This is a genomic window from Enterococcus sp. 3G6_DIV0642, assembly GCF_002140635.1.
Classification (GTDB): domain Bacteria; phylum Bacillota; class Bacilli; order Lactobacillales; family Enterococcaceae; genus Enterococcus_D; species Enterococcus_D casseliflavus.
Genome location: NZ_NGLH01000001.1, coordinates 2503721 through 2515548, shown reverse-complemented (window position 1 = coordinate 2515548; position 11828 = coordinate 2503721). Strand labels below are relative to the sequence as shown.

Here is an 11828-nt window from a genome sequence, read left to right as displayed (position 1 = left end):
TAATGCACTATGACCAAAGCTTCAGCTTACGTGAAAGAAATTCAAGCGAAGATTCATGAGAAAGACCAACACCAACCGGAATTTCTTCAAGCAATTGATGAATTTTTGCCTACGATCGTTCCCTTTTTAGAGGAGCATCCAGAATATATTGAATCAAATATCCTTGCACTCTTAACTGAACCAGAACGTTTTATCCAATTCAGAGTCCCGTGGCAAGATGATCAAGGCAACTGGCAAGTAAACCGTGGCTATCGGATTCAATTCAACTCGGCAATGGGGCCTTACAAAGGCGGCTTGCGTTTTCACCCAAGTGTAAACTTGAGTATCTTGAAGTTTTTGGCGTTTGAGCAAATCTTCAAAAACAGCTTGACAGGTCTGCCGATCGGCGGCGGCAAAGGCGGAAGTGATTTTGATCCAAAAGGAAAATCAGATGCCGAAGTGATGCGTTTTTGCCAAAGCTTTATGACGGAGCTGTCAAAACATATCGGACCTGACTTAGATGTTCCTGCTGGCGACATTGGTGTCGGAGGCCGAGAAATCGGCTATTTGTTTGGTGCCTACAAACGATTGAAACAATACGATGCTGGTATTTTAACTGGTAAGCCATTAGACTTCTGGGGCAGTAAAAACCGCACAGAAGCAACGGGTTATGGCGCCGTTTATTTCGTTAAGCATTTATTGACAGACCTAGGTGAAACCTTTGCAGGCAAAAAAGCGATCGTTTCTGGAAGCGGCAATGTTGCGATCTATGCAATTGAGAAATTGCAAGAATTAGGTGCGATCCCTGTCACGTGTTCTGATTCCTCTGGTTTTATCTATGATAAAGACGGCATTGATCTGGCCTTGTTAAAAGAGATCAAAGAAGTGAAGCGTGAACGGTTGACGGCTTACGCCAAGGAACGTCCATCAGCCGAATATCATGAAGGGGCATCTGTCTGGGATTTTGATACACCAGCGGAATTAGCCTTTCCTTGCGCGACACAAAACGAGATTGATCTCTCACAAGCCAAACGTGCAAAAGCCAATGGTGTCCGGGTCGTTTCTGAAGGCGCGAATATGCCTAGCTCATTAGAAGCAGCAGAATATTTTATTGAAGAAGGAATTTTCTACTGCCCAGGAAAAGCAGCCAATGCTGGCGGCGTAGCCGTTTCTGCGTTAGAAATGAGTCAAAACTCCCAACGACTGCAATGGGAAAAAGCTGAAGTCGATGCCAAATTGGACGATATCATGAAGTCGATCTATGAAGCATGCCGTGATACTGCTGAAACCTTCGAACAAAAAAATAATTTTATGTTAGGTGCGAACGTCGCAGGCTTTGAAAAAGTTGCTAAAGCAATGTTTGCTCAAGGACTTGTCTAAAATCACCCAACAGGCTACCTATCAGGAATTACTTGAAAAAAGTTGAAAAAAAACGTAAAGTAGGTAGTGTATGAAAAACTATTTTTTCAAGGAGGACAAATCATGTCACACATCAAGTTTGACTATTCGAAAGTAGCACCATTCGTGAACGAATACGAATTGAGCTACATGCAAAGTCAAGTTACAGCAGCAGACAAACAATTACGCGAAGGAACAGGTGCTGGTAGCGACTTTTTAGGTTGGATCGACCTTCCTAAAAACTATGACAAAGATGAATTTGCGCGCATCAAAAAAGCGGCTGAAAAAATTCAATCTGATTCTGAAGTATTAGTCGTGATCGGGATCGGCGGATCTTATTTAGGAGCGAAAGCAGCGATTGATTTCTTAAATCATTCTTTCTTTAACTTGCTACCAAATGAAGAACGCAAAGCACCACAAATCTTTTTTGCAGGTAATTCGATTTCTTCAACATACTTAGCAGATTTGATCGAAATCATCGGTGACCGTGACTTCTCTGTGAATGTGATCTCAAAATCAGGAACAACTACTGAGCCAGCGATCGCTTTTCGTGTTTTCAAAGAACGTTTGATTGAAAAATACGGCAAAGAAGAAGCCAACAAACGCATCTACGCAACAACGGATAAAGCGAAAGGTGCAGTAAAAGTTGAAGCAGATGCTGAAAACTGGGAAACCTTTGTGATTCCAGATGACGTCGGCGGCCGTTTCTCTGTATTGACTGCTGTTGGTTTATTACCAATCGCTGCCAGCGGAGCGGATATCGATGCCTTGATGCAAGGGGCAGCAGATGCTAGCGATGCTTACGCAAGTGACAACCTTGAAAAAAATGAAGCGTATCAATATGCAGCAATGCGTAACATCCTTTATCGTAAAGGCAAAGTAACCGAATTGCTGATCAACTACGAACCAGGCATGCAATACTTCTCAGAATGGTGGAAACAATTATTCGGCGAGTCTGAAGGAAAAGACCAAAAAGGGATCTATCCTTCAAGTGCAAACTTCTCGACAGACTTGCATTCTCTTGGTCAATACATCCAAGAAGGCCGTCGCAATATCTTTGAAACAGTTGTTAAAGTTGAAAAACCACGCAAATCAATTGCGATCCCTACACAAGAAGCAGATCTTGATGGTCTTGGCTACTTAGAAGGAAAAGAAGTTGATTTTGTTAATACGAAAGCCTTTGAAGGAACATTACTTGCACATACAGATGGGGATGTACCAAATCTGTTAGTAAAAATTCCTACAATGGATGCATACACGTTAGGTTACACCATGTACTTCTTTGAGATCGCTGTGGGTATTTCTGGCTACTTAAATGGCGTGAACCCATTTGACCAACCAGGAGTTGAAGCGTACAAAAAAAATATGTTCGCCTTACTTGGCAAACCAGGTTTTGAAGATCTTGCAAAAGAATTGAACGAACGTCTATAATTCGATAAAGAAACGCCTTGAGCCAGTCTGATTGGCTCAAGGCGTTGTTTTATTTTCGCATTTGTTGTGTTACTAGATCGTTGGGCCAATAAATCAGCGGTCTTCTTTTAATCCCCAAAGCAACGCAGCAGACAATAGTCCAAAGATACAGGTTTGAATAATTGGCATTTGACTCATCTCCTTTTGATTTCCTTTAGTATAAAATGCTTTTTAAGAAGTCGCACGAACAAAGCAGTGGGTTTCAACGAACGAAACTGTCATTTCTTGGTGACAAATGCGTGATGAATTGAAATAAAACGTTTTCAATTTGATGCTTTTTTGTTATTATATCTTTAAGAAAGAAAACGGTTGAGGTGAGGATATGGAGAATATTACGATCGGTGAAAAATATGTCTGCCAACCTGTCGGGGCGAGCAAGCCTGTGATTGGTGTGGTGGAAAAACTATACGTAAATACGGCGTTGATCGTCGTTTCAAGTTATGAAGAAGAAGATCAAGCACAAGTAGAAGCTTGTAATCGTCGAATGATCGTCAGTTTCAATAAAATTTGTACGCAAACGAACGTTGCCTAACCAACTAGCAAAAAATGCTGCTCAACGGAACACCGTGAGCAGCATTTTTCTTCGTGTGAAATCAGCCAACGCCGATCACAAAATTCAATAGTTTGTCTGAATAAGTCATATCTTCTTCCGTCACACTCAACTCTTCATTTAAGATCTCCATCTGGTCAGTAATGATCCCGTCCACCCCGTAAAAACGCATCCGGCTGATAGTATCCGCATCATTGGGGGTCCAAACGAACACTTCCTTGCCATCGGTTCGGGCAGAAGCGATGAAGTTGCGGTTGATCGTACTGTATTCCATCGTCAGAAAATCAGCACTGGTCAGTGGTGGTCCCACGACATTGAAGGGCATGATGTACCCTGAAATCAATTGAGGCGCCTGAGCCTTTAATTCCTCAACAACTGTATAGGAGAGACTTTGCATAATATGCCCATTTGCAAGGAGGTCCTCTTGATATCTTGCTAAAAAGGCATTTACAAGTTCCGCGGTATCTTTTCGCTGCGTTTTGATCTCCACCAGCAGTTTTTGGTCCAATTGGTTGGCAAGTGCCAAGTATTCATCAAAGGTTGGAATACGTGCTGTCTGGTTGTTTTCCGAAACCGTCAGTGATTCGGCGTAACTCAAAGGCAATTGCTCTGGTTTTCCCTGACCACCTGTCAACGGACGGTAAGAAAAATCATGATAAACAATAAAATGACCATCGCTTGTTTGTTGGACGTCCATTTCAACGTAATCCGGTTGATACTTCTCGCTAGTAAAGCGTAGTGCTTCAAGAGAATTTTGGACCCCTTGTCCGTCGCTGACCCCTCGATGGGAGATCGTTACCGGATGGATCGAAGCAGCTGAAGTCAGATAGTTCATATTATATAGACTAACACCGACACCGAAAAGCACCGTTACCAAGGTAAACAACGAACTTTTTAGACCTAAGAAATGACGCTGGTTCAATGGCTCTTGGTGGAACCATGAAGGAATCTCCGGTAAAAAGCCTTCATCATCCATGAAATCAACGATGATGTAAAAAATGGCTACCGTCGATAAAATGACATTCAGTAACAAGATAAACTGCAAGAAAGTCATAATAAAAACAGCACTATACAACGCATAGTCCGGTGTAACAACTTCAATCACCGCCTGAATGGTAATCAGCAAAGTGAAGCCTAGTGTCGAAATCAACAAAATGCTACCGCCGATAAAGACAAATTGTCCAACGATGGCAAAAAAACGGCGTTTTGTTACTTGGAGGCTTTCTTTGATGGCTTTTCGAAAGGGCAGATCACGTAATATCATTTCTGGCAAGGCAAAGATCACGCGAATCCCCAAGTAAATCAACAAAACATAAACCAACAGCACTGCCCCGATGATCAAGACACGGTTGGCAAAAATGAAATCCATGATAAATGCGGGAATTTTGATTTTTGCGAGTAAATCAGAATTAAAACTCAACCCACCGATCGGTAAAATCAGTAAGAAGTAAAACAGGAAAAATAAAAAGGTCATCGGCCGTAATTTACGCAACTGCAAAACAGTCATCCGTAACAATTGCCGCAAGCTGATCGGCTGTTTCTTTTTAATAAAATAGACACTTAGCAGCAAAAAAGTAAACTCAAAAAAGACAGCTAATAAAATCAAAAGTAAAATCAGTGTTAATGAGAGCAGCACGACTGGGTGGTCGGTAAAGATACTGCCGATATTATCAAAAGAAAGGTAAGGCAAGCCCCCGCGTTTTAAGACGAACTTGGTGGAAGCCGATAAGATTGGGATCACTAAGAACAATAAAGCACCGTGCATCAGTAACACATCACGGAAGTAGGCGTTGCTGTCTTTCAAAAAATCCCAAGTGTTGACTAAGCTGTTTTTTAAATAATTCATGGTCGTCATCCTAACAAAAGTAAGTATTTTAGTTCCTATTTATTCTAGAAAGGCGGAAAAAAAAGAGTCGAACAGTTTCAGAAGCACATTCGCCACAGGTATAGATCCCTGTATGAAAAGCAGCTCCTTCATGTTCGGCTCAATGAATTGATCGTTTTTCTTACCTATTTTTCTTATCCGCCTAACAAACCAGTTAAGAATGTTCCACCATAAATCAAAGCCATGCTGTACAAGAAAATTGAAGCAGGTTTTGCCAACAAAATAATCAGCGTAAATTTCTTCACTGTCATGTTGGTCAAGCCAGCCATTAGACAAAGGGCATCATCTGGGGCGACTGGTAGAAAGATTGCAAGGGCGAAAAGTTTTTCAAATCGGCTTTGGTTATCTAACCAGCCAATATATTTATCGTAAGTTTTGTCACTGATCATACTTAAAATGAATGGTTTACCGTATCGTCGGCCTAGCAGGAAAATAATGACAGAACCAATACTGATTCCTACATAGTTATAAACGAATCCTAGATAAGGACCGAAAATCAAGACACCTGCAGCGCTGGAGACACCACCGGGAATGATCGGGATCACTACTTGCAAGATCTGCAAAAGGATAAAGACGATTGGTCCTAAGATAACGGAATTTCCAACTAGACCTCGCAGTGCATTAATGTCTTTGAAAACACCTAGATTGATAAAATAGATCGTTAATGCGATAGATAAACCTAAGCCAATAATAGAAATCGTATTAATGATACGACGAGAAGTTGCTATGCTCACAGGACTTCATCTCCTTTATGTTTCATAATCCCACTATACGGGGTGAGACCAGAAAAATCCAGTAAAACAAATGACAAACGTCAAACAGTTTTGTAAGGTATGCCTTTATTATAAAAGAAGTCCGAAAAGAAAACATTGTACTAAAGTCTGAAATAAGAAAAATTTATAGTTTCTGCGCACCAATAGTTTCAGGAGATTTTTTTATCTGAGGGATGTTTTTTCGTTCGCTTGATTTGCCAACGATTCACGATCTTTTCAACCACACTCGTCATCATGAAGCCTCCAGCGATCGCCCCAGCGGTGATGACAACGATCATCAGATTTTCAAAGCCGACAAAGTTGTCGCCCAAAGCGAATTCTCGAACGGCTTTGTAGGCAGGACCACCCGGTACGAGAGGAACGAGGCTAGGAATGTTAAAAATGATCATGGGCATTTTTTTTCTGCGGGAAAAAAAGATGCTGACGCAACCGACGGCAAATGCGGCTAAGAAGTTGGCGCTGCCTAGACCGTAGCCAATCGTTTTCAATGACCAATAGATCATCCAGCCAACCGTTCCAGCGATGCCTGTTGCAACTAAGGCTCTTTTAGGAATATTGGTCAAGATACCAAAGGTCACGGTGCTTAAAAAGCTAAAGGAAAGGTGAATAAAAATCGTCATGAGATCCCTCCAAATAAGGTGAAGACCGTGGCGATGCCAACACCGATCGCGGCAGCTGTGAAAATAGCTTCAGTTCCCCGAGCAGTCCCACTGATGAGATGGCCTGCCAAAATATCCCGAAAGGAATTGGTGATCGCTACACCAGGAACTAAGGGCATGACGGCACCGATAATCAAATTATCGACGTTTTGTGCGACATGAAGAGAGACCGCCAGAAGAGACAAAGTACCGATCAGTAAAGAGGCGCAAAACATATCCAAAAAGCGGATATCGATGACTTTTTTGACCCAATAGGCGCATAAAAATCCTAGACAGCCAATGACAAACGTTGCTAGAAAATCAAACCAAGCACCGCCGAAAATAATCATTAAAGTACTGCTGACCACGCCCGCACTAAACACCTGCAGCCAATAAGGAAAACTTGGTGTCGTTGGATTGACCTTTTTTAATGCCTCGTGCAGTTCCACTAACGAGATTTTTTTTTCAGCATAGGCACGAGACAATCCGTTGACGGCAACAATTTTTTCGAGATTGATGACTCGATCATGAACATTTTCTACTTGTGCATAGTGGCTACTGCGTAAGCCCATAAAAAGTCCAGTTGCTGTTACATAACTAATGCTGCCTTGCTCTCCGGCATTTGCTGCAATTCGATTCATTGTATCTTCCACTCGATAGACTTCCGAGCCGTTTTCCATCATGATTTTTCCTGCCAACAAACAGGTCTCCAATAATAGCTCTTTTGATTCAGCCATTTCCAAACTCCTTTTTCAATCGAATTTGCGCACTACATTCTTAGTGTACAATTTCAGCGAGTTTTCAACAAGGAAGAAAAGTAGATTTGAAAAATAACTAGCAGCCAATGCGTAGGATTTTTTGTGATAAATGAAAGGAGAAGCACTTCTTTTAATTAGTAAACATTCGTTTTTAATGAACAAAGTGAATAGAAATAAGATAACGGATGGAGTGTTTTATTTTAAAAAAATGAATATCTCGGTTACAATTAAATAAATATAAAAAGGGGGATTTATTGATGCGAAGGAAGGTCTATACAAGAGAACACATTTTGAAGGCCGCTTATGAACTGATCAATAGAGAAGGTTTTGGCAATTTTACGGCCCGGAATATCGCTAAGCACATGGGAATTTCTACTCAACCGATTTATCTTGAGTTCGAAAATATGCAGGACTTAAAAAATACCTTGGTGGAGGCTGTTTTCAAAGATTTATCGGAAAATGTTTTTCCAGTTGTTCGAACAGGAGACAAACTTGTTGATTTAGGCCTGAATTATATACGCTTCGCTCAAGAGCAGCACAATCTCTACATCGCCCTTTTTATCGACGACTATGGCGGTGGGAAATTGATGCATGATTTTTCATCGACCTATTTCAAATCCTTGATCAAATCAGAAGAAAAATATGCGGATCTTTCAGAAGATGCGGTAAATGCACTACATAATGGCGCATGGATCGTTGTGACTGGTTTGGCTTCCTTAATGTCGGCGGGTATCATCACACCCACCGATGACCAGATCATCAAAATCATCAACGAGACCATTGAAGGCGTAATCGAAAAGAAAGATAGCTACATCTTCGATTAAAGAACAAAAAATCTGCATCCCATTACTTATTGGGTGCAGATTTTTCTTGACATTTTTAATAAAACTAGCGAAAATAACTGTTATGGAGAGTTGGCAGAGTGGTAATGCAGCGGACTCGAAATCCGCCGACCCGGTTCATCCCGGCGCGCAGGTTCAAATCCTGTACTCTCCTTATGAAGAAACCAGAAGAACCCTTGATTATATAAGGAATACTTATATATCAAGGGTTCTTGCATTTTTTTAAATGTAAGAAAGTGGAAGAAAACTAGAGAAAATAGAATGATTTTGCACCAATTTTGCACGAGAATATGGATTCATGCAAACAGCTCACCCATTGTCGTGCTAACGATTTGAGACTCTTTTTGTTCCATTTCATCAAGAATATGCTGATAAATACCTAATGTCGTTTCAATTTTTTTATGGCCCAAACGTCTGGAAACGTATTTTAGATTAACACCTTGATAGATAAGTATTGATGCATGTGTATGTCGAAGTCCATGAAAGTTTATCGGTTGATCTATTCCAATTTTCTTTTGATGTTTCTTCAACGTTTTGTTTACTGCAGAGTTTGATATCAACTCCATATCGTCATTTAGGAAAACTAGATTTTTCTCATTCTTTAGTATCCTACCAAAATAATATTCACGTTGATGTTTCTTTAATTGTTTTAAAAGGTCAAGAGTGAAGTCGTCAACAGTAATAAGGCGCATTGATTGGTAATTCTTTGTATTTGAAAAGTCTTGTTTGTATACATAGTCCCATGTTTTCTCAACTCTAACAGTTTTATCTTCAAAATCTATACAGTTCCAAGTCAATCCAAGTATCTCCGCATATCGCATTCCTGTAGCAATACCTAAAAGAATCATATATCTAGATACGTAGGTTGGCTTGATGCCATCAATCAAAGAATTTGTGAGTTTTTTGGTTTCATTGTAGTTTAGGAATTTATCTCTATCTGATTTATCTGAAATACCACCACGAGATGAAACCTTATAAGTAGGGTCTTTAAAAATAATTCCTTCTTGCAGTGCATCTTGGATCGCTGCTTTCATATAGATGTGAATTTTTGAGACAGTGGAGGATCGTCTTGTTTTAGCAAATTCATTCAACTTCTGTTGATAAATTTTCCTATTCAAATCTTTAAGTTTTATTCCTTTGAAATTTACTTCCGCAAATTTTATAGACTTTTCTATATCAGCATCATTTGCTTTTGAAAATTTTCCTTTTCTATAAACTTCATACCATTCTCGAAAATAGACAGGAAATTCTTGATCAGCATCAGAAATTTTAAACCCCTCAGTTAGTTTTTTTTCAATAGCAGCTGCGGCTAAATGAGCTTCTTTTTTTGTAGCGAATTTCCCTTTAGTTTTTGTTTTGTATTTACCATCAGTATCTTTATAAGAAACACGATACTGCCATCCATTATCTTTCTTTTGAATACTAGCCATATTGATTCAACTCCTTAGTTTTGCTACAATAGGCTTGACTAAATAAGCTTTGTGTTTATTTTGTTTTACGCGCTCTCGCTTTGGTCGGTGGAGCGCTTTTTTTTATTGTGCAGAAGTCATATATGCATCGGTAATTAATTCTGCTTGTTCCATATAGACATCAGTTAGTTTTGTAGCCCAATCTTCGTAATCTTCATAATTTCCAGATCCGCTAGTTAAATGAACATTTGCCATTTCCTGTATTCCTTCATTAGATATTTCAGCCAACTTACTTATTTTATCATTGGATAGTTCTGCTAATCCTTCTACTCCGTTTTGATTATTTGGATATTCAGCATTGTATTCATCAACTAACTTTGGTGCTGCATCTTTAATTTTCTGTGTGTATTCGTCTAAAATAGCTTGATACTGTTCATCAGCACTTTTATTATCTTCTACAGGAGCTTGGCTTTCTGATGAAGCTATATCTGATGTTTTTTCTGATGTTGCAGTTACTTCTTTTGAGCTAGTCGTTGTGTTTGCAGAAGAGGCTTTATCTTTAGAATTACCTCCAATAGATCCCCCAACTGCAGCAACTAGAATTACCACTAAAATCCAGAACCAAACCCTTTTGTAGAATGGTTTCTTAACCTTGTACATTTTACCATCTTCGCCTCTAACTCTTTTTGCCATTTTTCTTTCCTCATTTCTTTGATATAATATATTTGTACAGTCTCAGAAATGAGCAGATCTTTTGGGAGCGGGAACTTCCAAAAGATTTTTTGTTTATCCAAAAATTTTAATAGGTTCCACGAATATAAACTCATTGTCGAATGTAAATTTATAGTTGCGATGATAATGGTATTTACCGTATTTATTGAAATAGTGAATGAGAGTATCTTCAAAAAATTCGGGAGTTACGTTTAGGTGTTCGCTGCATTCATAAATGTTGTTGCATCCATTCAAAGCACAGTCTAAGAGATCATCAAGTGTGATCAGAATTTCAATACCAAATCTTCTAGCTTTCCATTCTTCTTTCCAAGCCTCGGGATCTTTATAATTAAGAATATTTCCAATAGTTCTTTTATGGTGACCAAATTATTCAGCCAAAACAACCTTCTTTTTTCTACTTGATTTATTTTTATCTAAGTATATCCGATTGTTTCTATAAAGACCTGTATATCCAGTGTCCTGTTCTAAAGGTAATTCTATAACTGGAATTTCAGTCGTAACCTTGTTTAAAAGATTTTCAAAATCATCCATCTGCAACCCTACTTATCATCAAATTTTTTATCTGCCTCATCTAAATATAGATTTAGATCTTCAAATTCTTTTTTAGATAACTTCCTATTAGGATCGTCAGAGTGAGCTGCGATTGTGAATAATTCTTTTTTCTGTTCTTTGAGTTCATTTTGAGCAAAATCATATACTCTTTTTTGGCGATCCATATTCAACTGGCTGTAAATAGAATCTATTGAAGACTTGCTTTCTTTGTAAGTAGTGTCAATATCACTTTTCATAATCCCAAAATAATCAGCGATTTTTTGAATAACTCCATGAGATGGATTAGAGCGCAAATTCATATAGTCACTCATAGTTGATGGAGAAATCCCAATTTCTTTAGCTAACTGTTTTTGGGTTATATTATTTTTTCTAATAAAACTTTTTATATTTGCTGCAATAATGATATTCCTTTGTTTGTCATCCATGTTCTCACCTCTTTATATTTCATATTATACGAAAAAATCGAATCAAAGTAAATATATAAGTACGAAAATTACGAATTTATTTGTTGACAATACGAAAAAATCGTATTATATTTGACTCATCAAATACAGAACTATGAGGAGGAAGTTGGATGAAGACCCTAAAAGAGTTGCGAGTGATGCATAGTTTGACTCAGGAAGAGCTAGCTGAACTTTTTGATGTTACTTCAAGAACTATTCAAAATATGGAAAAAGACTCTTTAAAAATAAAAGATAGTTTGCTTAGGAAATATATTGATGCTTTCGGTGTCAAGTATGATGAAATTTTTTTAGGTAACGAATACGAAAATTTCGTACATAAGCAAGATAAAAAGAAATCAATCATTTTGACCTTCAAAAGCAAACAAAGAAATTAGGGAG

General features: G+C 38.7%; 13 protein-coding genes and 1 tRNA gene. 6 read left to right on the top strand and 8 right to left on the bottom strand.

Annotated elements, in window-relative coordinates; all coding sequences use genetic code 11:
• Positions 1–9: 9 nt before the first annotated feature.
• From gdhA to A5878_RS12085, 3 genes are all read left to right on the top strand, one after another.
• Positions 10–1359 (top strand): NADP-specific glutamate dehydrogenase, encoded by a 1350-nt coding sequence (gene gdhA, locus A5878_RS12095; protein WP_005229132.1) that lies wholly within the window; start codon positions 10–12, stop codon positions 1357–1359.
• Between the two features lie 102 nt (positions 1360–1461).
• Positions 1462–2808: a glucose-6-phosphate isomerase gene (locus A5878_RS12090; protein ID WP_060792517.1), complete on the top strand. Its 1347-nt coding sequence runs from the start codon at positions 1462–1464 to the stop codon at positions 2806–2808.
• A 361-nt stretch (positions 2809–3169) separates the two neighbouring features.
• The gene (locus tag A5878_RS12085; RefSeq protein WP_005229136.1) at positions 3170–3379 is read left to right on the top strand and encodes a hypothetical protein; all 210 of its coding nucleotides are present in this window, start codon (positions 3170–3172) and stop codon (positions 3377–3379) included.
• A gap of 61 nt (positions 3380–3440) precedes the next feature.
• On the opposite strand, the gene A5878_RS12080 is transcribed toward A5878_RS12085, so the two are convergent.
• The 4 genes from A5878_RS12080 to A5878_RS12065 all read right to left on the bottom strand — a co-directional run bounded on the left by A5878_RS12080 (position 3441) and on the right by A5878_RS12065 (position 7430).
• Positions 3441–5243: a glycerophosphoryl diester phosphodiesterase membrane domain-containing protein gene (locus A5878_RS12080; RefSeq protein WP_060792516.1), complete on the bottom strand. Its 1803-nt coding sequence runs from the start codon at positions 5241–5243 to the stop codon at positions 3441–3443.
• A 173-nt stretch (positions 5244–5416) separates the two neighbouring features.
• Entirely contained in the window at positions 5417–6016 is a 600-nt protein-coding gene (locus A5878_RS12075) for a TVP38/TMEM64 family protein (RefSeq protein WP_005229140.1), read from the bottom strand.
• 188 nt (positions 6017–6204) lie between these two features.
• Positions 6205–6675, bottom strand: a complete 471-nt coding sequence (locus tag A5878_RS12070) for a threonine/serine exporter family protein (RefSeq protein WP_060792515.1) — start codon at positions 6673–6675, stop codon at positions 6205–6207.
• Positions 6672–7430 (bottom strand): threonine/serine exporter family protein, encoded by a 759-nt coding sequence (locus tag A5878_RS12065; protein ID WP_010749694.1) that lies wholly within the window; start codon positions 7428–7430, stop codon positions 6672–6674. The genes A5878_RS12070 and A5878_RS12065 overlap by 4 nt, the downstream gene beginning before the upstream one ends.
• A gap of 278 nt (positions 7431–7708) precedes the next feature.
• Between A5878_RS12065 and A5878_RS12060 the strand changes: the two genes are divergently transcribed.
• Positions 7709–8275, top strand: a complete 567-nt coding sequence (locus tag A5878_RS12060; protein WP_010749693.1) for a TetR/AcrR family transcriptional regulator — start codon at positions 7709–7711, stop codon at positions 8273–8275.
• Positions 8276–8359: 84 nt separating this feature from the next.
• A tRNA-Ser gene (locus tag A5878_RS12055) sits at positions 8360–8447 on the top strand.
• Between the two features lie 142 nt (positions 8448–8589).
• Here A5878_RS12055 and A5878_RS12050 read toward each other — a convergent pair.
• The 4 genes from A5878_RS12050 to A5878_RS17795 all read right to left on the bottom strand — a co-directional run bounded on the left by A5878_RS12050 (position 8590) and on the right by A5878_RS17795 (position 11411).
• On the bottom strand, positions 8590–9723 hold the full coding sequence (locus tag A5878_RS12050; RefSeq protein ID WP_086295641.1) for a tyrosine-type recombinase/integrase: 1134 nt from the start codon (positions 9721–9723) through the stop codon (positions 8590–8592).
• Between the two features lie 102 nt (positions 9724–9825).
• Entirely contained in the window at positions 9826–10395 is a 570-nt protein-coding gene (locus A5878_RS12045; protein WP_228077425.1) for a hypothetical protein, read from the bottom strand.
• A 405-nt stretch (positions 10396–10800) separates the two neighbouring features.
• On the bottom strand, positions 10801–10965 hold the full coding sequence (locus tag A5878_RS17540; protein WP_179190647.1) for a hypothetical protein: 165 nt from the start codon (positions 10963–10965) through the stop codon (positions 10801–10803).
• An 8-nt stretch (positions 10966–10973) separates the two neighbouring features.
• A complete protein-coding gene (locus A5878_RS17795; protein WP_086295640.1) occupies positions 10974–11411 on the bottom strand; it encodes a helix-turn-helix domain-containing protein in 438 nt (145 codons plus the stop codon).
• Positions 11412–11560: 149 nt separating this feature from the next.
• On the opposite strand from A5878_RS17795, the gene A5878_RS12035 reads away from it, so the two are divergent.
• Positions 11561–11824 carry a helix-turn-helix transcriptional regulator gene (locus A5878_RS12035; protein ID WP_086295639.1) on the top strand — a complete coding sequence of 88 codons (264 nt, stop codon included), beginning with the start codon at positions 11561–11563 and terminating at the stop codon, positions 11822–11824.
• Positions 11825–11828: the final 4 nt, after the last annotated feature.

Excerpts from the sequence above, each read along its gene's own strand:
- gdhA (WP_005229132.1), top strand. The coding sequence starts at position 10 with ATGACCAAAGCTTCAGCTTACGTGAAAGAAATTCAAGCGAAGATTCAT.
- A5878_RS12090 (WP_060792517.1), top strand. The coding sequence starts at position 1,462 with ATGTCACACATCAAGTTTGACTATTCGAAAGTAGCACCATTCGTGAAC.
- A5878_RS12085 (WP_005229136.1), top strand. The coding sequence starts at position 3,170 with ATGGAGAATATTACGATCGGTGAAAAATATGTCTGCCAACCTGTCGGG.
- A5878_RS12080 (WP_060792516.1), bottom strand. The coding sequence starts at position 5,243 with ATGAATTATTTAAAAAACAGCTTAGTCAACACTTGGGATTTTTTGAAA.
- A5878_RS12070 (WP_060792515.1), bottom strand. The coding sequence starts at position 6,675 with ATGACGATTTTTATTCACCTTTCCTTTAGCTTTTTAAGCACCGTGACC.
- A5878_RS12065 (WP_010749694.1), bottom strand. The coding sequence starts at position 7,430 with ATGGCTGAATCAAAAGAGCTATTATTGGAGACCTGTTTGTTGGCAGGA.
- A5878_RS12060 (WP_010749693.1), top strand. The coding sequence starts at position 7,709 with ATGCGAAGGAAGGTCTATACAAGAGAACACATTTTGAAGGCCGCTTAT.
- A5878_RS12050 (WP_086295641.1), bottom strand. The coding sequence starts at position 9,723 with ATGGCTAGTATTCAAAAGAAAGATAATGGATGGCAGTATCGTGTTTCT.
- A5878_RS12045 (WP_228077425.1), bottom strand. The coding sequence starts at position 10,395 with ATGGCAAAAAGAGTTAGAGGCGAAGATGGTAAAATGTACAAGGTTAAG.
- A5878_RS17540 (WP_179190647.1), bottom strand. The coding sequence starts at position 10,965 with ATGGATGATTTTGAAAATCTTTTAAACAAGGTTACGACTGAAATTCCA.
- A5878_RS17795 (WP_086295640.1), bottom strand. The coding sequence starts at position 11,411 with ATGGATGACAAACAAAGGAATATCATTATTGCAGCAAATATAAAAAGT.
- A5878_RS12035 (WP_086295639.1), top strand. The coding sequence starts at position 11,561 with ATGAAGACCCTAAAAGAGTTGCGAGTGATGCATAGTTTGACTCAGGAA.